Consider the following 22,932-nt stretch of genomic DNA (forward strand, 5'->3'; position numbering starts at 1 on the left):
GTTAATCTGAATCCTCTATAGAATAAAATATTAAATTTATTCACATTAAAAAATAAGCAGTGATTTATATAATAATACATACATGTAATTTGATAGTAGTATTGAAAATCCATCTAGTAGGCCATAATGATGGATTTTTCCTTATAGAAATCCAAATCATCAGGAAAAAAGGATTAGTGGGGGGGGGGGAATTATTATGGGAATAAATGAAAACGGATACAGGACATTATTTGACAATGCCCATGTCATTATGTTACTCATGGACCCTGATAATCTTGATATTGTTGATGCAAACCATGCTGCCTGTGAATTTTACGGATGGAATTTTAAGGAACTCACTGGCAGGAATTTTTCCCAGATCACTTTAATGCCTGAGGATGAAATCTCAGCGGCAGTCCAAAAGGCAATGAATGAAATACAAAATCACTTTTTCTTTAAACAGCGGATTGCCAGTGATGAAATAAGAGATGTTGAAGTAAATACATTTCCAACAAGCGTTGAAGAAAAAAACCTGCTGTGCTCTATTATTCGTGATTTTACAGAACCAAAAGAAATTGAAGATAAATATGAAAAACAATTCCAAAACATTCAAAAACAACTGCACACGTTTATAGATACTCTTCCTGATATAGTATGGCTTAAAGATATCAATGGTGTGTTCATCACATGCAATACTAAAATGGAACTATTGTTTAATGCACCTATATCAGACATCATTGGAAAAACCGACTATGACTTCCATGCTAAAGAGCTTGCAGATTTTTTCAGACAAAAGGATATGGAAGCATTAGAAGCGGGCAGGCCTCTGGTTAATGAAGAAATGGTCACCTATGCTGCAGATGGACATATGGAATATCTGGAAACAATCAAAACTCCGATGTATGATTTAAGTGGGAATATTATAGGTGTATTAGGAGTTGGCAGGGATATTTCCAAAAGGAAACAAGCGGAAAAAGATCTGTTAGAAGAGAGTCAACGCCTTGAAAACATCATTGAGAGTACAAATGTCGGAACATGGGAATGGAATGTTCAGACAGGTAAAACTTCATTCAATGAACGTTGGGCAGAGATAGTAGGATATACACTGGATGAACTGATACCTCTTGATTTTCAGACATGGGAAGAACTTGTCCATCCGGAAGACGTGGAAAAAGCAGAGTTACTTCTTAAAAAACACTTTGCGAGGGAATTGGACTACTATGAATGTGAAATACGTATGCTGCACAAAAATAGGGAATGGGTATGGGTACTCACCCGTGGTAAAGTAATAGAATGGGATGAAAATAGTAAACCACTTCTCATGTATGGAACTCATGCCGATATCACCGAGAAGAAGAAAGCTGAAGCAAAGCTTGCAGAAGAAAACATCAGAAGACGTATTTTCTTTGAGCAGGCAAACGATGGGATTGTTGTTATCAATCAAAATGGAAAAATTGTGGAAGCAAACCAGAAATATGCGGATATGCTTGGATATCCAATGGATGAATTACTCCAGTTACACATATGGGATTGGGATAGATCATTAAATAGAGACAATCTAATTAAAGTAATTAAAACTAATGATAAATCGTTTACACATTTTGAGACAAAGCACTTCCGTAAAGATGGTAGCTCATTTGATGTGGAAGTTACTACTAACAATGCAATAATAAGCGGGCGGAATCTGGCATATTGCATCTGCAGGGATATTACTGAAAGAAATAGAACTGCGGAAATATTAAAGCAAGCAGAGCAGAAATACAGGCAGGCACATGAAATTCTCCAGGAAGTTATAGAAAGTCCGAAAGATGTTGTTATATTTGCTCTTGATAAAGATTACCGATATATTGCATTCAATAAGAACCATCAAATGGCAATGAAAAGCATATGGAACGCTGATATCAAGATTGGTGCCTGTATGCTTGATTACATCAAACATTCTGCTGATTTTGAAAAGGCAAAACACAATTTTGACAGGGCACTTGCAGGCGAAGCTTTCACCCTTATTGAAGAATACGGCGACTCTTTACTTGAAAGAAGATGGTATGAGACTGCCTATAGTCCTCTTGAGGATGACGAAGGTAATGTCATCGGACTTACTCTATTACTGACAGATATAACTGAACGTAAAAAATCAGAGATGGAATTACTAAGGAAAGATATGCAACTGCGTGCAGCACAAAGTGTTGCAAATGTAGGAAGCTGGGAAATTAACCCGAATACACGAAAAGTCGATACATCGGAGGAAGCAAGGAAAATATACGGACTTGATGATGATAAGGAATATACTATTGCAGAGATCCGTGAAATGCCATTACCTGAATATCACCCTATGCTTGATGAAGCTATGACTAATCTTGTTCAGAAAAATCTCCCTTATGATGTTGAGTTTAAGATAAAAAGAAAAACTGACGGCCAAATTCGTGATATTCACTCTGCTGCTGAATATTTTGCTGAAAGAAATGTGGTTATTGGAATGATCCAGGACATTACCGAGAGAAAAGAGACAGAGAGGAGAATTGCAGAAGAGATTAAACGAAGACGTCTCCTTATTGAAAATTCCAATGATGGTATAGTTATTCTGGACAAAAATAGCAAAATACTGGAAGCTAATAAAAAGTATGCTGAGATGACGGGATATTCTCCTGATGAACTTCTGGAGATGAATGTATGGCAACTGGATGCCAAATGGACATGCGAAGAGATAACTTTTTTCTTCAAGAATTTCAAAGAAAGACCACAATATGTAGAGACAACTATTCGCCGAAAAGATGGGACTTTTATTGATGTGGAGATCAGTACCAGCATGGCAACTTTAAATACGGAAACACAAATTTTCTCCGTGTGCAGGGACATTACTGAACGTAAAGAAACGGAAGTGGCTTTACTTAGAGCTAAAGCCCTGGCTGAGGAGTCAAACCAGATAAAATCCGAGTTCATTGCCAATATGAGCCATGAGCTTCGCACACCACTTAATTCAGTAATTGGTTTTTCCCAGATGTTGAATGAACAAATATTTGGTGATATGAATGAAAAACAAATGCATTATGTTTCTAATATACAGAAAAGTGGCAAGCATTTGTTGGAACTTATCAATGACATTCTTGATATTTCAAAAATTGAATCCGGCAATATGGAATATACACCTGAAATAACAGATATCAGAGAAATAATGGATGAAATTATAGTGCTAACGGAACCTCTGGTTACAGATAAGCATATTGATTTTGAAACCAACAGTGAATTCGATAAGCTGGAAATAAATGTCGACAGAATGAAAATCAAACAGATCATGTTTAATCTTCTTAGCAACGCAATCAAATTTACTCCTAAAAATGGGAAAGTGTGGTTTGATTCTAAAATAATCAACGGAAATGTCCAGATATCTGTATCCGACAATGGTATTGGAATTCCTTTGAATGAACAAAAAACTATTTTTGACCCATTCAAGCAAGTAAGTTCATCAAATAACCGCACTCATGGAGGAACAGGACTCGGGCTTGCAATTGTTAAATATTATGTAGAAATGCATTCAGGGGATATTTATGTTAAAAGTGATGTTGGCAAAGGAAGCACGTTTACGTTCATTATCCCAATTGACCCAGGGAAATGATTGATTACAATATCACATTGATATAAGAACAATAGCTGTAATTGAAGCTATCACTCCTACCCATTGACGCGGAGCAAGCTGTTCTTTTAAAATAATGCATGCCAGTAATACTGTGACTGCTGGGCTTAATGATGAAAGAATTGTGGCTACATCCAGCCTTCCTGCTACAGAAGCCAGAGCAAAGAGGACAACACCTCCTGTATTTAATATTCCTGCAAGGATCACTAGCAGAAATGCATCAGATGTCGGTTTACTGGAAGCCTTTGTTAACATCATAAATCCTGTGAGCATGATAAGTGCTGTTATTCTTGAAAATGTCAATGGCCAGTAAATTCCAGTGGAACTGAATTTGTCAATGGATATAAAAAACAGGCCGAACAATATACCTGCAACTGCTATGTATTCTACATCTTTGTTTTCTAAGTTTAATCCTGCATTCATTCTGACAATGAACCATATGCCAATGAGTGCTAAGATAAAACCCGCAATTTTAAATGTGTCAGGAATTCCTTCATTTATAGCGGAATAAATTACAGGTATAATTATCGCTATTATGGCAGCCAGTGTAACAACGATGCTCATTTTTCCCCTGGCCATACTCATATAAAGTAAAATAAGTCCTGAGGCTCCGAAAAATCCTGCGAGGCCACCCCACATGAGATTGTTCAGTGAAGGTAGGTTCTCTGAAAATGCTAATGCAAGAACCGGAAACATAATTATGCCTGTTAACTGTGTGGCCATTACAGCAGAATAGGCATTTGTCCTCCTGGTAGCACATCCACCTACAAAATCTCCGGCACCCCATGATAATGCGGCTAAAAGCGCAAAGACATTTGCGAGATTGTCAACTAAGAGCATTTTGTTTCTCCGGTAATTCCCAGAATGATCGTTTTGTATATTATGTTTAGGTTTGTAGATGGAGAATAAGAAACATTAGAAGCATTTAGATATAAAGATCTTGAACTTATATCCTTATTAGCATCAAAATATTTGATGTATGCTTTTAGAAATTAATAAAAAGAAGTAGTAAGAGAATGATCATTCTCTTTATTGCAAATATTTAGTAGATGTCTTACGCCCACATTTTGGACAATAATATAGAACATTAGACTGGATTCTCAGACGTTTCAATGGAATTTTGCAATGAGTGCATAATTGGTATTGAATACTTAACAATTGCATTTATTTCTACCCCGTTCCCGTATAATTATAGTTAACTCCTATAAAGCAAAATCATTAGCTATTACAATACTAATTGTTAGTATTACCTCATATAAGTTATGCCCTATAGAAATGTTCGATAGTATGAAGTAATTTACATGTGCAAATAGCGTTTCAGTGATTTTGCCTGTATAACCCGTGGATTTATCTGGAAATATACGGATGAAGACAAGGTAGATGGTTTCAGAAAAGCTTTCAAGTTACAGGAACATGTAAGTCCCCTTGGATTTGTACCTATTGGATATTCTGCACAGAAAGCTGAGCCATAGGATAGGTATATGGAAGAAAAGGTATACTACAACTCATACGATAAAAAATAATGACTATTTTTAGTATCAGGATGATTACATGACAATCAAAGTCGTTGCAAAGCACTATGTTAAACCTGAAAAGGTAGAAGATTATATTGGTTTAAGCAAAAAATTGGTCAAAGAGACATTGAAAGAAGAAGGCTGCATTGAATATGGTCTTTATCAGGATTCAAAAGATCCACTAGTCCTGACCATGATCGAGGAATGGGAAGATAACAATTGTCTGGAAAGACACTTTGATTCTGCGCATTTCAAAGAGATAGTTCCTTTGACAACAGAGTGCTTTGAAAAAGAAGTTGAGATAAATATTTACAATAAAATTGTGTGACACTTTACGGCCACTTTACATATGAAGTAAAAGATCGTATAAGTATCGCAACAAACATAAAATTATCCTCCCCATTCTTTTTTAACCAATTGAAACTAATTCAATTAGATTAATTATATATAACTTAATTCTCTATTGAGAGAGAATCTTGCGCAGAAGTTAACAAATTGGGTAGCATACCTAAAACTCGTTTTCTAAAGTTCTCAGTTAAGAGGGATTATGAAAAATAACAACATGCCTTCCAAAAGCATCCTGGATGAAATAAAACCAGACTATGCTCAATTGCTTAATAACAATAATGCTGTTATGTTTTTTATTGATCCTGAGAGCCTGCAAATCATTAATGCAAACAATGCTGCTTCTAATTACTATGGTTGGTCATGTGAAGAACTCAGACAAATGAGAATAAGCCAAATAGACATTTTGTCTGAAGAAGAAATAAGATCTGAATTCTCAAAAGCGACAAAATTGGTAAAAAACAACTTTACTTTCAAGCACCAACTGCAGAACCATGACATCCATGATGTGGAAATTTGCGCAGTACCTATCAACACTGAAGAAAAAAATTATCTTCTCCTCACAGTCTATGATATAGCTAAAACAAATGAAAGTGAAAAGGGGTCACATCTTCCGGATAAATCGACTAAAAATTATTACAGATACACTTTGAAGAAATTAAAAGCATTATTTGACAATGCTATCATTGGAGTATCCGTCCAAAAAATGATTTTTGATAAGAGTGGCAAGCCAATAGATTATGTATTTTTAGAAGCGAACAACGCATTTGAGAAATACACTGGACTGAAAGTAAACGATATTATTGGAAAACGTGTTACCGAAATTCTTCCAAGTATTGAAGAAACCTCCCTAATCGAAACCTATGGAAATGTTGTCCTAACAGGTACCCCTATTAATTTTGAAACATTCTATCCAGAATTAAATAAGCATTATAATGTTCATGCTTATAAAGTTGATAAAGATTGTTTTACATCCGTTTTTCAGGATATTACTAAACATAAAGAAGCAGAAAACGCTATTCTGGAAAGAGAGGAACAATATAGAGCGCTTTTCACAGAAGCACCGATTTCAATAATTATACATGACATTGAGAGCGGTGAGATCATCGATGCCAATCTTAAAACCTGTGAGATGTATGGTCTTACTTCACTTGAGGAACTAAAAGCAAATGACTTCTGGACGAATCCTCCATATTCCTTTGAAGATGCACTGAGATGGATACATAAAGCTGCAGCTGAAGGAACTCAGGAATTTGAATGGTTGAACAGAAAGGTAACAGGAGATACTTTTTGGGAGCATGTCCGATTAAGCCCTGTAACCATCAACGGTGTAGAAATGGTTATGGCGGCAACAATTGACATAACCGAGCGCAAGAAGACTGAAGAGACACTTAAAGAAAAGAGTACCGAACTGCAGAAAAGCTATGAAAGATTTCGGGTAGCAGTGGATGGTTCACAGAATGGAATATGGGACTGGGACCTGTATACCAATGAAATATATTTCTCGCCCAGATGGAAGGCAATGGCCGGTTATGAGGACCATGAACTCCAAAACAAATTTTCGATATTTAAACACATGATTCATCCTGATGACAGAAAGAAAGTGATGAATCGCCTTGGAAAATACCTGAAAGATGAAATATCCGATTATGATCTTGAATTCCGCTTACGCCATAAGAATGGAAATTATATATGGGTACTGTCAAGAGGAGCAGCTCTGAGGGACGAGAACGGATATCCTTACAGGATGGCAGGTTCACTCACTGATATCACTGAAAGAAAAAGAGCTGAAGAAAAAATAAAAGAAGAAACTCTCATGAGGCGTATCCTCATTGAGCAGTCTCAGGATAGTATCGTTATCATTAACCAGAAGGGAGAGGTTGTAGAGGCAAACCAGAAATCTGCTGATATGCTTGGATATAGCATGGAGGAATTCCTCAAGTTACATGCCTGGGATTGGGAAGCCAAATTAACACGTGAAGAAATACTTGAAATACAAGAGAATATTCCTGATAAACATAGTACGTTCTTTGAGACATGCCACCTACATAAAAATGGGACTATTCTTGATGTGGAGCTCAGCGCAAACACAGCTATTCTAGGTGATCAAAAACTTACATTTGGCGTGTGGAGGGATATTAGTGAAAGAAAAAGAGCCGAAAAAGAATTGGTAAACTCCAAAATAGAGGCTGAAAATGCAAACCAGATAAAATCTGAATTCCTTGCAAACATGAGTCACGAACTTCGCACACCACTTAATTCAGTTATCGGTTTTTCCCAGATATTGAATGAAAAAATAATGGGAGATCTTAATGATAAGCAAATGCGATATGTTTCTAATATACTGAAAAGCGGCACTCACCTTTTAGATCTGATCAATGATATTCTTGATATTTCAAAAATAGAATCCGGCAACATGGAATATGCACCTGAGATAATAGATATCAGAGAAGTAATGGATGAGATCATTGTACTAACGGAACCCCTGGTCAAAGAGAAGAATATTGATTTTGTAAGCCGCAGGGATTTCGAAAAACTAGAAGTAAATGCTGACAGAATGAAAATCAAGCAGATCATGTTTAATCTTCTTAGCAATGCGATCAAATTTGCACCTAAAAATGGAAAAGTGTGGTTCGATTCTAAAGTAATGAACGAAAATGTTCAGATATCTGTATCCGACAATGGTATTGGAATTCCTCTGGATAAACAAAAAACTATTTTTGAACCTTTTAAGCAAGCAAGTTCATCTACAAGCCGTACTCATGGTGGAACAGGACTTGGACTTGCAATTGTTAAACATTATGTAGAAATGCATTCCGGAGAGATTGCAGTTGAAAGTGAAGTTGGTAAGGGAAGCACTTTCACTTTTACAGTGCCAATTGATCCGAGAAATGATTGATTGTCATTTTCTCAAAATGCTTTAATATATATGTACATATATATCCATCTATATTCTGACATTGTCATGCTTGCACTTGCATATAGTAATCTTTTTTTATAACTATGATAAATATTATTGTGGATAATGACCTTTTTGTATACACAATTTGAATGCAGAGTCTGTGTGAGGCAGATGAATGATAAAAGGGGATAAGCGAACAGATGTTGATATCAACTTCATTAAGATAAAGATATTTATAATACTGTATGTTTTATTGGCTGGTCTCTGGATATTATTCTCGAATTCTTTACTAAAAGTGTTTGCTTTTGATAGGGAGACCTGTACCATGCTGGGGACCTACAAAGGGTGGGCTTTCGTTCTTGCAACTGGATTATTGTTCTATTTTTATCTGAAACCACGAGTAGAGGAAATAATAAGGTCAAATCAGGCTCTTTTTGAGACAAAGGAAGAATTGCGTGAAAGTGAAAGAAAACTAAGAGAAGCGCAGGAAATGGCACATCTTGGTTATTGGTACTGGGATGTGAAAACAGGCGATGTTGAATGGTCTGACGAAGTGTACAAGATCTTCCAACTTAATCCAAATAAATTCGTCCCTCAAATTGACTCAATACTTGCGTTGTCGCCGTGGCCTGAGGACCACCAACGCAACGAAGAGTTGATAGATCGGGCACTCAAATCCCATGATCCAGGTTCCTATGAACAGAAATTCCTTCGTCCAGATAACAGTATTGGATACTATTACTCGACCTTCCAGGGAAAGTACGATGAAAATGGGGATCTGGTTTTGATTGTAGGAACCGTAATGGACATCACCGCACGCAAACGAGCAGAAATTGCACTAAGTAATAATGTGGGTCAACTACGCGCATTGCTGAATACTATTCCTGATCTTGTATGGCTAAAGGATGTTGATGGAGCGTATCTCGGATGCAATCACAAATTCGAGCGTTTCTTTGGAGCAAAAGAAGCAGAGATCATTGGAAAGACCGATTATGATTTTGTTGATAAGGAACTTGCAGACTTCTTCAGAAAAAAGGACATTGAGGCATTAGAAGCTGAGAAGCCCAGTATGAATGAAGAAGAAATTACCTATGCTGATGATGGACATAAGGAATATCTGGAGACAATCAAAAGTCCCATGTATGATTCAGGTGGACAACTAATTGGAGTGCTTGGTGTTGGCAGGGATATTACAGAGCGAAAAGAAGCTGAGGTAAAAATCAAGAACAAAAAGGAGAAACTGTTCCAAATAATAAATGGTAACCCTACGCCAACATTTGTAATAAACAATGATCATGTAGTCACACACTGGAACAAAGCTATTGAAAGATTAACAGGTGTTAAAACTGAGGATGTTATTGGGACAAAAAGAGAATGGACAAAAACTCTCTATGGTTTTGAAAGACCGACACTTGCTGACCTTTTAGTCGATAATCGTGTAGATGAAATAAAAGAATTCTATGCTAAAAAGAATTTTCAGGTTTCTTTTATAAAAGAAGGATACCAGGCTGAAGATTATTTCCCAATCCTGGGTAAATGGCTTCTATTCACAGCTGCACCAATCAAGGACTCTGACAACAAGATTGTAGGAGCCATAGAGACATTACAAGATATTACCGTATTAAAACAAGCTGTAAAGGCAATGTTTGATGCAAAGAATACAGCAGAGCATTCGTCTCGTGTAAAGAGTGAATTCCTTGCAAGCATGAGCCATGAACTACGCACACCTCTTACATCAGTGATCGGTTTTTCTGATGTATTGCAGGATGGGGTAGCAGGAGAGCTCACTGAAAAACAGCTTGGATACGTAAATAACATCAATTCAAGTGGAAAACATCTTCTTGCTCTCATAAATGATGTTCTCGATCTGTCTAAAATAGAAGCAGGTAAAATGGACCTTCAGTGCGAGAAGTTCGTATTTTCTGCAATCATGAATGATGTTAATGAATCCATCACTTTTTTGGTAGCTAAGAAAAATATTGATCTTAAATTTGTAGATGAGATAAAAGATATTGAGATATTTGCAGACAAATTGAAAACCAAGCAAATATTGCTAAACCTGATTGACAATGCAATCAAATTTACTCCTCCCAACGGTATAATTTCAGTCATTGCAAAGCAGACAGGCAAAGATGTCCAAATATCTGTATCAGATACGGGTATTGGAATCCCTCATGATAAATTGAAAGAAATATTTGACCCTTTTAGTCAGGTTGATGCATCACATACAAGAAGATACGCTGGCACAGGTCTTGGACTGGCACTGGTAAAGCAATTTGTGCAAATGCATGATGGAAGGATTTGGGTTGAGAGTGAAGAAGGAAAGGGCAGTACATTTACATTTACGATACCTATTGAACAGAGAAATGCTTGATTATTGGCCATAAGTATTACGGTTCTACAAGCACTGTTCTTTTATAGATAACACTATTTTTTTTAAGAGTTTGCGTATCCTTAATGGTTATTTGACGCAATATTAGAATCAATAGTTCAACTTCATCAATATTCTGATTCTATGTCTATGACAAAACAAACAACTGCATATATAATTTACTTGTAATTAATATTTTATGCTAAAATATCATGAAAAAATTATGAAATTGGTATGAGTTGATGACTTTGTCAAAAAATAACTTAATAGGGGCAATAGTTCATTTTATAGCATCTATAAAGTTACTTAATAAATTTATGATTACCTGCTACAAAGTTGCACATTAATATACAAATAATTATATATAAATAAATGCCATATATTTTTTTGTAATTATACTATGTTTAATTAAATTATTTGTTTAATTTGGCATATTATAAATGCGGGAAATAAATCTCTTTGAAAAGAGGTGTTAGGTCAATGGCAGGTAAAATAAAGAAAATGATAGAACACATAATATCAAAAAAAAGTGGTAATGATTCTACACTAGCTTCTTCGTTAAACGCTAAGTTATGCTTGCAAGGTGTTATTCCTAAAAAATATGATGCTTCATCTCCAGATGATCCAGTAATAATAGGAAAATTACAAACAATTGCAGCAGAATGGGGAGTTAGTCTGGCTGGAGTGTGAGAAAATGAACATAGTAAAAGCAAAATCTGATAAAACAACAACAAAAGAAGCTGTCGAGGAGATTAAAAGTATCTTTGGCAACTTTGAACCAAGAATGGTCCTTTTCTTTGCATCATCTAATTATGAGTCTGAAAAAATAAGTGCAGAAATGAAAGCCACTTTCCCAAGTAGCGATATTATAGGATGTTCTACAGCTGGAGAGATCACTAGCGGTGAAATGCTTAAAAATTCAGTTGTTGCAATGGCTTTTAATTCTGATGTCTTGAACAATGTGAAAATCGAAATTGTTGAAGGTATTTCTGATGGCGTAGATATTTCTGATGCAATGAATTCCTTTGAATCATTCTATGGCAAAAAGATGACTGAGATGGATTACAAGAAATATCTTGGAATGGTGCTTATTGATGGATTGACCTGTGCTGAAGAAAGCCTGATGGAGAACATAGGCAATAAAACCAATGTTTTCTTTGTGGGTGGCTCTGCAGGAGATGATCTGAAGTTTGAGGCAACACATGTTTGTGCAAATGGCAAAAGCTACAGTGATGCAGCTGTGCTCGCATTAATGGATGTTAAATCCGGTTTTGATATAATAAAGACCCAGAGCTTCAAAGTGCTGGACAAGGTTTTGGTAGCAACAAAAGTCAATGAGTCATCAAGAGAAATTCTAGAGTTCAACAACGAACCTGCAGCAGTTGCTTATGCAAAAGCACTCGATGTTCCAGTGGATGAACTTTCAAGTCATTTTATGAGTAATCCTCTTGGACTGATGATAGACGATGAACCTTATGTAAGAAGTCCACAGGCTGTAGAAGGATCAAGTGTTAAATTCTATTGTTCAATTCTCGAAGGCATGGAATTATCCCTCCTGGAATCTGCAAATATTATAGAAGAAACTGCAAACGCTCTCCAGCAGAAAGTTGAAGAGTTCGGAGAGATCAGTGGTCTTGTGAACTTCAATTGCATTCTGAGAACTTTAAACCTTGAAAGTGACGGTAAGAGCAAGGAATATGCTGAAATATTCAATGATATACCCACAACTGGTTTTAGTACTTATGGAGAGCAATATCTGGGACACATAAACCAGACTGCAACCATGATCATTTTCAAATGAAGTAAAACATTTGTTCCCTATTTAGGGAACTTTTTTATTTTCAATCTATTTATTAATAATATAATACCTGTAAGTCTTGTATGCATTCAAAATACAAGTGCTTCCTGCCAGATCAATCACTTAAATATCAGTCTGGCAGACGCTGGTGCTAAGTTCATATCATTTGTACCTGCCGCAGAGGTTGTTCTGACAACAGGATGATTTCTTTTTTTGACAGTTAACTTCAATTCCACTCTCACTACATTATCAGATATCTTGATATCATAGTCAAGTCCAATTGGTGATAGTAACTCATGCTTGTGAACCCCATATTTTTTAGATGCTTTTGGAACTTCAACCCCGATGAATTTGTTGTCTTCGTTCATATCCAGGATAATATCATCCAGCATCATCGACGAAACACATTCGCATTCCACGTGGCGAACATGTAATGTATCATTCAAGAGATCATAGTCAAATTTTCCGGATTGGGAATCTCTTTGTTTATCGTTCATTCATTTCACCCGTCTTTTTGCTTCCTGTTTAAACAAAGGAGAAACTAGCTTGAAAGCCAGCGTTTTATAATGTCCCTATTCAATAGAATAGCAAAAATCCAACCACCTGCAAAGGATCGTACCATCATATATTTGTCCTTGGGTAATCCTGTTATACTCAAAATGTCTATTTAATTCTATTGTATTGAAACTATATACAAACATAGCAAAAAATTGTATTAAAACCGAAATCAGAAGAATCAAAAGAAGTAGTTGAGTGTGGGGTGGGGTCGATGCCATTCGCAACCTAGATAACGCTTCTCCAGATGACGCTTCTGGAGCGCGGATCGAGGTGCTAAGCTGCGCTCAGCACCGCAATAATAAGAAGAAAAACGTTGTGACTCTGCAAGAACAAACTACAAGAGAAATAGATAATTGTGGTGGGCCCGATGAGATTCGAACTCATGACCCCCGCCGTGTAAAGGCGATGTCATAACCGGCTAGACCACGGGCCCATTGCTTGCGAATAAAGTTGTTCGGTGGCGCTTTCGCCCTCGAGCAACCCATAAATGTAACTAGTTGTATATAACCTTTTTTGGTGAATGAGCTGGAAAAAAGGATAAAACTGTGAATATCACAGAAAATCCGGTATAAATCTAGAAATCTGACGTAGTTGTGATGTGGGGTTTAAAAACAAAAAGATAAAATCAATCTTTTTCACTGCCGTAAGTGGAGGGCCTGGGATAAACTGAGAACTTGCCCGTCATCTTAGTGATCTCAACCTTAATTATAGCAACTTTATTGATAAAAAGGAAAAAGAAAAATGAAGAAATGAAATTATCACACGAAATAATCTACAACTACTCTGTTATCATTGATCTTTCCGACGAACCCAGCAACTTTCAGGTGTTCAGGATGTACCTGGTAGGTCTTGAAAGCTGACTCATCACTAAACTCTGAATAAAGAGTGACATCATAAGCAGCATCAGAAGGAATTGCATTAATTCCTACTTCGATAACACCAATCTCAGGTATCTTAGATTTAAGAGCCTCAAGCTTCTCCTTCATGAGTTTTGCATTCTCTTCCTTGCTGTTACCTTCTGCACTTTCCTTCAATTTCCACATAACTATATGCTTTAACATATGATTTCCTCGATTCTGGAAAGGAAAGCATTGGTTTTATGTTTAACTATAGAAACAAGAAACTTTGAGAAAAAGCAATGATGCTGATATGTATAAATAATAACAAAGTAAATAGGCCACTATAATGGCTTACGACACAAGTGATGAAGACGAGGACTATGAAATAGAAGTCGTCGAGGAATACATTGGAGATTACGGAAGCGTCCGCTCCATAGTGCGTGAGGCGTTGCCATTTGAACTTATGGCAACAATAGGAGGAGTAATATCCGGACTTATACTTTCGGGAATGAGCAAAGAGTTAGAACTAATCCCCGGACTTATTGTAATAACACCAGCAGTACTTGGAATGCGCGGAAACATTTCGTGCACACTTGGCTCCCGTCTTGGAAGTGCCATACACATGGGTCTTATCACAAAAATAGACCGCAATCCCGAACTTATCAATAACGTATCAGGATCTCTTTTTCTAAGTTTTATTATGTCGCTGGTTCTAGGAATTGCCGGCCATTTCATAACCATTGCACTTGGAATGCATAGTGCAGGTGCAATTACCCTAACACTTATAGCAGTCCTTGCAGGAGTTTCCTCAGGACTTATTCTTTCAGTTGTTGCAGTGCTGCTGGCACTTGGTATGTTTCGCTTCGGATTTGACCCTGACAACGTTGTAACACCTGCTATTGCCACCATTGGTGACATAGTATCCATGATAATGATCTTCCTGGCGGCAAAGGTGGTGCTTATGATATGACCTACTACACAGTCAGAGGCATAGTAGGAAGGGGATTCCCCATCCTGCTGGTAACATCCATCATAGGCATATTCTCTGGCCAGGTACTTAACATTGAAATCGATAAAATAGTATCAATGCCAATTATACTGGTGCTCATCCCGGCGTTTATCAAAATTGGAGGAGACACCGGCAGTATGCTTGGAGCAAGACTTTCCTCATCCTTCCATATGGGTTTTGGAAGTCAGCTGCACAGGAACCCAGTTGTTCGAAACAGTGTTTACGCTGCCCTTATAGTTGGCCTGGTTGCGTGTGTGTTTGTCAGTATCACAGTCTGGATAACCGGAATGCTATTTGACATGAAGATCGCATTCTTCACACTTCTGGTGCTCTGCCTTTTAGCAGGTACATTTGAACTGCTGGCAGTTTTCTCAGCCACCATTGCCATCGCATTTGCATCACATCGGTTCGGAGTTGATCCTGATGACACCGTTATTCCGCTTATTGCCACACTCGGTGACCTGATAGGAGTCAGCGGAATTTTCATGGCAATGCACATCATGAACCTGATATAACTATAACTATAATGAAGATAAAAACCAATAAAAAAGTAAGAATATAATGAACGGTAGAAATTTATGAGTCCCAAGGAAATTAGGTATATTCCACGTAATCTCAAGGACCTCCTGATAGAGATGAAGGATACATCCGAACTCATGGTGGATCTGGCATACTCAGCTATGATCTATGATGACGAGGATATTGCGGAAGAGGTTATTCGCCTCGAAGAAAAGATGGATACACTTGATTATCATATGAAAATCGCTGCCATGCTCAGTACAAGACGTGTTGAGGAAGCAGAGGAAATGTCAGGTGTGCTTCAGGTTGCACGTGCATCTGAAAACATCGCAAACGCAGCAGGTGACATTGCCCAGATCGTTGTCAGGGATGTTGGTATTCCAATGGAACTAAAACTGGCAATGAGAGAAGCTGAGGAAACCATCTCAAGAGCAACAGTAAGCGAAGATTCAAAACTTGCAGGTATGAATCTGGAAGACATTGAACTTGACACCGAAGCCGGAATGTGGATTATCGCAATACGCCGCAATGAAGAGTGGATATATGATCCAAACCATGCGACTCGTATAAGACCGGATGATGTCATATTTGCCAGAGGGCATGACGAAGGTGTTCCTCTTTTCATAGAACTTGTTACTAATCGCAAGTATGTGCCAAGGACAATGGAACATGAGAGGTTCCTGATTGACCTTGAAAGAGCTGTTGATATCATCGTTGAAATGAAGAATATGGGAGAACTTTCAGTAGGACTTGCATATTCTGCCCTGCTTTTCAACAATGAGGACATCGCTCACGAAGTAAAGGCTCTTGAGTCGGAAATGGATATTATGAAGCACGAACTCCAGCACTGGGTACTTGAAACTGCAAAACACGTACCTGATGTGAATACTCTCCGTGGCCTGCTTCAACTTGCAAACTCTGCAGAAGCGATTTCAGATGCAGCATACACTATTGCAGATACGGTTCTCAGGGATATAGACCTGCATCCGATCATCACAATTGCTGTAAGGGAATCCGATGAAGTTATAACAAAACTCGTAGTTCAGGACTGCTCACCAATAATTGAGAAGACATTTGGCCAGCTGAAACTGGAAACCGAAACCGGTGTACATGTGATGGCTATCAAAAGAGATGACAGGTGGGTCTACAGGCCTAACAAGAGAACTGTTGTAAAAGCCGGAGACATCCTTATCGCAAGGGGTTCACACACTGGAGAAGAGGCATTATTCGAGCTGTGTGCATGTCCGCTTGACGACGATAATTAAAAAGAGTGGAATAACTTAAAATTTTTGAAACCTGATCTGAAAAGATCAGGCCATTATTTCTACAGAACCATCTTTCTTACCAATATAGACCTCGTCCACATTGGTGAAAATACCGTGTTCCACAACTCCGGCAACCTGTGAGAGAATAGCTGCTATTACTACAGGATTCTCAATTACACCAAGACTTGCATCGATAACGAAGTTACCGTTGTCTGTTATTACAGGACCGTCCTTTCTGGCTGCAAGACGAAGTTCCGGTTTCCCACCTATTCTGCATACCTGCTGTGAAACGTACTCCTTTGCATATGGAAGTACTTCAAGAGGTACATAGTGGTTGAGCTGCTCACTGTATTTTGATTCGTCAGCAACGACAACAAAACGCTCTGCAGAACGTGAAACCACCTTCTCGCGTGTGTGTGCAGCACCGCCGCCCTTGATGACATTCAGACCTTTATCGATCTGGTCTGCACCGTCAATGGCGATGTCAAGATTAGGATGTTCTGCGAGTGATGTGAGTGTAATTCCTGCCTGAATTGCAAGCATCTCGGACTGGTATGATGTTACAACTGCAAGGATATCAAGGCCTTCGTCAACACGCCTGCCAAGCTCGGCTATTGTGTAAGCTGTTGTGGAGCCGGTACCAAGACCGACAACCATGCCATCCTGCACAAGGTCTGCTGCTGCAATTCCTGCAGCTTTCTTCTCAGGACTTTCTCCTGTTGGATTCCTTTCCTTCATAAGTATCAATCCTGAAAAAGAATTATGGGGAAAGTCTGCGCCTGTCCCTTGGGAAGAGTACAACGTCACGGATGTTCTCAACACCGAGCATAGTCATGACAAGTCTCTCACAACCGATACCCCATCCTGCATGTGGTGGCATACCGTATCTGAAAGCTTTGAGATAAAACTCGAATCCATCGGGGTCAAGACCCTGTGACTCGATCCTCTCGATGAGAAGTTCAGGAATGTGAATACGCTGTGCACCGGATGAGAGTTCCATTGTCCTGTGCATCATGTCGAATCCCTTTGACAGGATCGGGTTATCCTCATATGGCATCGCATAGAATGGCTTGATCTCTGTTGGCCAGTCGATGATAAAGTAATGTGATTCCCCTGTTTCCTTAAATACATATTCACCGATTGCATGTTCGGCTGCTGTACCAAGGTCGTCTCCCCAGTTAAGCATCTCATCTGTATTTGCGTTGACGATCTCAATTGCCTCGTCATAAGTTACTCTCTTGAATGGTACCTGTGGAACCTGAAGTTCAACACCAAGCACTGCAAGTGAATCAGATGCGTTTGCAATTACCTGCTCGTAGATGTAGGCAACCATTTCCTCAAGAATTTCCATTACATCAAAGTGGTCACAGAAACTTGCTTCGATATCAATGGATGTTGCTTCGTTAAGGTGTCTGCGGGTGTCGTGTTCTTCTGCCCTGAAAATAGGACCAATCTCAAAGACCCTGTCAAGTCCACCTGACATGAGTATCTGCTTGAAGAGCTGCGGACTCTGGTTAAGGAAAGCCTCTCTGTCAAAGTATGTAATTGGGAAGAGTGATGTTCCACCTTCTGTTGCTGTTGCTACAACCTTTGGGCTGGAAGTCTCAATGAAACCGTTATCAGTAAGGTAGCCTCTGACTGCCTTGAGGACTTCGTGTCTTATCTTGAAAATGGATGTTGTCCTCTCACGTCTGAGGTCGATAAACCTTGAATCAAGACGAGTGTCAAGTTCTGCTTCTACCTTTCCGGTTGTGTCCATTGGAAGTGGTGAATCTGCCTCGTTGAGAAGTGTGATCTCATCAGGGATAAGTTCGTAACCGTTTGGTGCCTTTCCTTCCGGCTTTACACTTCCTGTAATTGAAACCACGGATTCCCTTACAAGTTTTCTTGCCTGTTCCAGAAGCTCCGAGTCGGTCTTCTTTTTCACCAGTGTGATCTGGGATTTTCCTGTACGGTCCCTGACCACAACAAAACAAATTCCACCAAGGTCACGGACCTCGTGAACCCATCCTGCCACGGTAACCTTCTGGTCACCCAGTTCCTCGGGTTTGATCTGTGACGCATAGTGTGTCCTGAGATTTGCTAATGTCATAATATTCACCTGATTAATGTATTTATATAATAGACTGATTTGCTTCAATAGCTAATTTATTCGTAATAAAGGTTTGCGAATTGGGATTGGTGAGGAAATCTATAGTAGTAAAATAAAGACCCATATAATGGAAAAATAGTAATGATAGTAATGTGAACGAGAAGTTAGATGTTCAATTCTTGGATGTGCTTTTTGAAAGCTCTTTCAAGGCGAATCATTGCATCAATCAACTTATTCTGTAATGAATCCCACTTATCTTGGTTGAAGAGTCCAGAATCATAGGTGTCCCATCGAATTCCACAATATCTTCTGCCTTCAACAACATCCCATATCAATGGACCACCGAAATTAGCTTCAATGTCGTCTTTTTTATCATGGAAAATATTGAAGATTTGCCTATTAATTTCCTCAGAATCTTTCCCTTTGTCAATGTATAATCCAACTGATGCTGCATCTTTTGTGATATTGTAGATATATGATAACCCAGGCCTACCTGCTGTAGTTGATAACCAATAATTTTTGGTTGGGGACTTGTTTGAATGTAATTGAGTTCTGCCTTTCATTTTTTCTAACATTCTTTCCCAAAATTCTAATCTTAACTTATGCCTTTCTGCAAACTCTTCTTTATTTTTTCCCATTTGTTTTATATCTTCACTTGGAGCACATGTGACCGTAAATAGTGGAGCAGGTAATGAATCCCCAATCTTAATACCTTCTACTTTAATTAAATAGAACAGCATGTCTGCAGGTGTGATTTCATTTAACCAGTTAATTACATTGACATGTTCTTGCCGAGCGTCGCTACATATCCATATAGCAGTCTTTGCATCAAGCCCTATCATGTATACAAGCACTTGACCTAAATGTTTGTGATCCGTTGTCTCCAATTGGTTTTCAATTATCACTTTATTGCTATCAGCATCTTCAGCTAGCAGGTCAAGTGAAAAAGTACCTATTGTTTTTTCTCTTTCAACAACTGACAATTGTAAACCTATAACTTCACCCAATATTTCGATATTTTCTTCGAGCCACGGAGTAAAGTCTATCGCTTCATGAGACCAGATTTCTCTAAGTGGCAGTTTTTCAATTTTCCCAACTTTCATATAACCGCCTCAAAACTATATATAGAAATATAAACTTTGAATATTTCTATTTATCGTATTGAATCTGTTTTATAGAATAGACATTGTGACGCTGTTACAAGCATCTATGTTTAAAGTGAAAAAAATACTATTCTATGATGAAACTCAATCATAAAACAAAAAATAGATGTAAGCCTCTATTCGAGGCTCCTCTCATTAATCTCGCACCTGATATCCTGTTTAAGGATATCAACTGCATCATCATAATCCTGTATCTGACCAAGAGTCCACATCATCTTAACAAGTGCAACCTCAGGAAGCATATCCTCACCTTCAATTGCTCCAGCTTTTAAAATGTCTCTGCCTGTGTCATATACTCTGTCACATATTCTCCCATTAAGGCACTGGGAAGTGATTATTACGGGGATCTTCTGTTCGGTGGCTCTCTCTATCTGTGGAATCCAGTCTGTAGATACATGACCAAGTCCTGTTCCCTCGATGACGATGCCTTTGTAGCCTGCATCAATGAAATAACCAAGAATATCCGGGCTTGAACCAGGAGTGAATTTCACAAGGGCGCATTTTGGTTCGATTGAATCCATAAGTGTCAGTTCCCTTTCATTCCTCTTTATGAAGGAAAGACCGGTTGTTATTTCCCCGGTGGAATAATCAACATAGCCTATTGGCTCTGAGTTAATTGATCTGAAAGCATCCCTTCTGGAAGTGTGCATCTTGCGTACTTTGGTTGCACGGTGTATTGAACACTTATCATCTGATGACTCACTGTGCATAACAACAGTCACTTCTGCTATCTCACTTACAGCAACCTTTGCAGCACAAATTGCATTCATGGCATTGTCACTGCTTGGCCTGTCAGCACTTCTCTGGGAACCAACAAACACGATAGGCACAGGTGTGTCAATCATAAATGACAATGCTGCAGTGGAATACATCATGGTGTCAGTACCGTGAGCGATAATGATACCGTCAGCACCGTTCTTGATCTCTTCAACAACAGCTCTTGAAAGCTCCTGCCAGTAATCTGCCTTCATGTTCTCTGAGAGAATGTTGTAGATAGCCTTTCCACTGAAATTTGCAATCTCTGTAAGCTCAGGAATTGCCTGCAGGATATCATCTGCAGAGAACTGTGAGGTCACAGCACCTGTCCTGTAGTCTATCTTACTGGCAATGGTACCACCTGTTGAAAGGATGGAGACCTTTGGAAGACCTTTTTTGGGTTTTACTTCAGCTTTTACTGATTTCTTTGCTGAAGTTTCCATGTCTGATTTTTTCTGTACTACAGTTACAGTGGCACCCTCTGGTTCAATTCCTGCGTTATAGCCACTGACCATCTTGATAATAATATGACCGGTTGTACTTGGCATAACAATGCCTTCATATTCCACACCGGACTTCTCGACCTTTACTTTGTCGCCCTCTTCATAATCCATGATCATCACTTGATTACCTGTAAGTTTGAATATTCATTTCTAACTGTATGATAGGAATAAACTGTAAATAAGTATCTAAGCCTTATTTCCTGTATACTTTTCAACAATTCCGTAAAGAACCTTCAGTGATTCTTCAATACCGGCATTCAGCTCTGAGATACCTGCCTTTGTACCCTCGAGTCCTTCAAGGCGGATTTTTATTGCCTTTTCCATTTCAGAAGGTGCAGGACCACCTGTAATTGAACGCCTATTGATGTTAAGAACAGGATCAAGAGCTTCCTTTACCATTTGCTCAGTAAGACCTCTGGAACTCAAAGTTTCCCCGATCACATCCTTTGCTACTGTATCAACATCAGCCAGTGTCGGGTTTCCATCTCCTCTTGCCAGTACACCGACTATCTGATGAGCTGTCCTGAAAGGAATTCCACCGGCCCTTACCATTGTATCTGCAAGTTCCGTTGCTGTTGTAAAACCAAGTACTGACTTTTCAGCCATTGACTCGGTGTTAATCTTCATAGTAGCGATCATGCCCTTTGTGATACGGACAGCACTCCTAGTAGTCTCCACAGCACGCCACATATTTGGTGTTGCTTCCTGAAGGTCACGGTTATAGCTCAAAGGAAGTCCCTTGCAGAGAGAAAGCAGAGCCATAAGTGAACCAATAACCGTGCCTGCCTTGCCCCTGACAAGTTCAGCAGAATCAGGGTTCTTCTTCTGTGGCATTATTGATGATGTGGATGCGTACATATCGTCAAGTTCAACGAAAGAGAATTCGGAACTTGACCAGATGATAATTTCCTCTGCCATCTTACTGAGGTTCACCATGATATTGGACATCACTGATGCGGATTCTATCAAAAAGTCACGGGTGCTTACAGCATCCATTGAGTTTCCAAGCAGAGAATCGAATCCTAAAAGTGAACAGGTCCTGTCACGGTTGAGATCAAAACCTGTAGATGCAAAAGCTGCTGAGCCCAGAGGAGACTTGTTCACCCTTGAGAATGCACTGATAACACGCTCAATATCCCTGCCAATTGCATCTGAATGTGCAACAAGGTGGTGTGCAAATGTAGTTGGCTGTGCATGTTGCAGGTGAGTAAAACCTGGCATGAGGGTTTCTGTGTTCTCTGATGCACGCTCGAGTAGTGTGCTTCTGAGACCTGAAAGTTCTTCCATTAAAGAGAGAAGTTCGTCCCTGAGTCTTATACGAATGCAGGTTGCAACTTCATCGTTTCGTGAGCGACCGGAGTGCATTCTGCCTCCTGTGTCCTCGCCTACCATATCTATAAGCCTGGATTCCAGTGAAATATGGATATCCTCATAACTGTGGTCAAGCTGTTCAATGCCCTCTTCCCTGATCTTCAGTAGACCTGTAAGGATGCTGCTGCAATCGTTCTCTTTGATGATTCCCTGTTCTTGCAACATGACCGTGTGAGCCATGTCCACAAGGATATCCGCTTCAAATATCCATTTGTCAGCAGACATTGATGATGTAAAATTGAGCATATCTTCATCAGGTGTTGAAGATAAGCGTCCTCTGCGTAAAATATCGCTCATGTGAACCCTCGTGATTGTGA

The 22,932-nt window shown here is 38.8% G+C and carries 17 protein-coding genes and 1 tRNA gene; 9 read left to right on the plus strand and 9 right to left on the minus strand.

Annotation, left to right across the window (positions count from 1 at the left end; all coding sequences use genetic code 11):
* Positions 1-196: 196 nt before the first annotated feature.
* A complete protein-coding gene (locus FKV42_RS07120) occupies positions 197-3,592 on the plus strand; it encodes a sensor histidine kinase (RefSeq protein WP_154809557.1) in 3,396 nt (1,131 codons plus the stop codon).
* Between the two features lie 12 nt (positions 3,593-3,604).
* On the opposite strand, the gene FKV42_RS07125 is transcribed toward FKV42_RS07120, so the two are convergent.
* A complete protein-coding gene (locus tag FKV42_RS07125; protein ID WP_154809558.1) occupies positions 3,605-4,450 on the minus strand; it encodes a DMT family transporter in 846 nt (281 codons plus the stop codon).
* A 711-nt stretch (positions 4,451-5,161) separates the two neighbouring features.
* Here FKV42_RS07125 and FKV42_RS07130 point away from each other — a divergent pair.
* From FKV42_RS07130 to FKV42_RS07150, 5 genes are all read left to right on the plus strand, one after another.
* On the plus strand, positions 5,162-5,452 hold the full coding sequence (locus FKV42_RS07130) for a putative quinol monooxygenase (protein WP_154809559.1): 291 nt from the start codon (positions 5,162-5,164) through the stop codon (positions 5,450-5,452).
* Positions 5,453-5,671: 219 nt separating this feature from the next.
* The gene (locus FKV42_RS07135; protein WP_154809560.1) at positions 5,672-8,368 is read left to right on the plus strand and encodes a PAS domain S-box protein; all 2,697 of its coding nucleotides are present in this window, start codon (positions 5,672-5,674) and stop codon (positions 8,366-8,368) included.
* A gap of 178 nt (positions 8,369-8,546) precedes the next feature.
* Positions 8,547-10,745: a PAS domain S-box protein gene (locus tag FKV42_RS07140; protein ID WP_154809561.1), complete on the plus strand. Its 2,199-nt coding sequence runs from the start codon at positions 8,547-8,549 to the stop codon at positions 10,743-10,745.
* A gap of 477 nt (positions 10,746-11,222) precedes the next feature.
* Positions 11,223-11,432, plus strand: a complete 210-nt coding sequence (locus FKV42_RS07145; RefSeq protein ID WP_154809562.1) for a hypothetical protein — start codon at positions 11,223-11,225, stop codon at positions 11,430-11,432.
* Positions 11,433-11,436: 4 nt separating this feature from the next.
* Positions 11,437-12,543: an FIST signal transduction protein gene (locus FKV42_RS07150; RefSeq protein ID WP_154809563.1), complete on the plus strand. Its 1,107-nt coding sequence runs from the start codon at positions 11,437-11,439 to the stop codon at positions 12,541-12,543.
* A 116-nt stretch (positions 12,544-12,659) separates the two neighbouring features.
* Here FKV42_RS07150 and FKV42_RS07155 read toward each other — a convergent pair whose 3' ends face one another.
* From FKV42_RS07155 to FKV42_RS07165, 3 genes are all read right to left on the minus strand, one after another.
* A complete protein-coding gene (locus FKV42_RS07155; protein ID WP_154809564.1) occupies positions 12,660-13,037 on the minus strand; it encodes a DUF2283 domain-containing protein in 378 nt (125 codons plus the stop codon).
* A 417-nt stretch (positions 13,038-13,454) separates the two neighbouring features.
* Positions 13,455-13,531, minus strand: a tRNA-Val gene (locus FKV42_RS07160).
* 325 nt (positions 13,532-13,856) lie between these two features.
* Positions 13,857-14,159, minus strand: a complete 303-nt coding sequence (locus FKV42_RS07165) for a Dabb family protein (RefSeq protein ID WP_154809565.1) — start codon at positions 14,157-14,159, stop codon at positions 13,857-13,859.
* Positions 14,160-14,283: 124 nt separating this feature from the next.
* Here FKV42_RS07165 and FKV42_RS07170 point away from each other — a divergent pair, with 124 nt between their 5' ends.
* The 3 genes from FKV42_RS07170 to FKV42_RS07180 all read left to right on the plus strand — a co-directional run bounded on the left by FKV42_RS07170 (position 14,284) and on the right by FKV42_RS07180 (position 16,730).
* Positions 14,284-14,907 (plus strand): magnesium transporter, encoded by a 624-nt coding sequence (locus FKV42_RS07170; protein WP_154809566.1) that lies wholly within the window; start codon positions 14,284-14,286, stop codon positions 14,905-14,907.
* The gene (locus FKV42_RS07175) at positions 14,904-15,461 is read left to right on the plus strand and encodes a magnesium transporter (RefSeq protein WP_196214081.1); all 558 of its coding nucleotides are present in this window, start codon (positions 14,904-14,906) and stop codon (positions 15,459-15,461) included. The genes FKV42_RS07170 and FKV42_RS07175 overlap by 4 nt, the downstream gene beginning before the upstream one ends.
* Before the next feature lie 63 nt (positions 15,462-15,524).
* A complete protein-coding gene (locus tag FKV42_RS07180; protein WP_154809567.1) occupies positions 15,525-16,730 on the plus strand; it encodes a potassium channel family protein in 1,206 nt (401 codons plus the stop codon).
* A 45-nt stretch (positions 16,731-16,775) separates the two neighbouring features.
* On the opposite strand, the gene rpiA is transcribed toward FKV42_RS07180, so the two are convergent.
* The 5 genes from rpiA to argH all read right to left on the minus strand — a co-directional run bounded on the left by rpiA (position 16,776) and on the right by argH (position 22,912).
* A complete protein-coding gene (gene rpiA, locus FKV42_RS07185; RefSeq protein WP_154809568.1) occupies positions 16,776-17,468 on the minus strand; it encodes a ribose-5-phosphate isomerase RpiA in 693 nt (230 codons plus the stop codon).
* Positions 17,469-17,490: 22 nt separating this feature from the next.
* The gene (gene aspS / locus FKV42_RS07190) at positions 17,491-18,822 is read right to left on the minus strand and encodes an aspartate--tRNA(Asn) ligase (protein WP_154809569.1); all 1,332 of its coding nucleotides are present in this window, start codon (positions 18,820-18,822) and stop codon (positions 17,491-17,493) included.
* A gap of 164 nt (positions 18,823-18,986) precedes the next feature.
* Positions 18,987-19,925 (minus strand): DUF4268 domain-containing protein, encoded by a 939-nt coding sequence (locus tag FKV42_RS07195; RefSeq protein WP_154809570.1) that lies wholly within the window; start codon positions 19,923-19,925, stop codon positions 18,987-18,989.
* A 176-nt stretch (positions 19,926-20,101) separates the two neighbouring features.
* The gene (gene gatD / locus FKV42_RS07200) at positions 20,102-21,355 is read right to left on the minus strand and encodes a Glu-tRNA(Gln) amidotransferase subunit GatD (protein WP_154809571.1); all 1,254 of its coding nucleotides are present in this window, start codon (positions 21,353-21,355) and stop codon (positions 20,102-20,104) included.
* A gap of 75 nt (positions 21,356-21,430) precedes the next feature.
* A complete protein-coding gene (gene argH, locus FKV42_RS07205; protein WP_154809572.1) occupies positions 21,431-22,912 on the minus strand; it encodes an argininosuccinate lyase in 1,482 nt (493 codons plus the stop codon).
* Positions 22,913-22,932 lie beyond the last annotated feature (20 nt).

The sequence above is a fragment of the Methanolobus vulcani genome (assembly GCF_006546655.1).
In the GTDB taxonomy this organism is placed as follows: domain Archaea; phylum Halobacteriota; class Methanosarcinia; order Methanosarcinales; family Methanosarcinaceae; genus Methanolobus; species Methanolobus vulcani_A.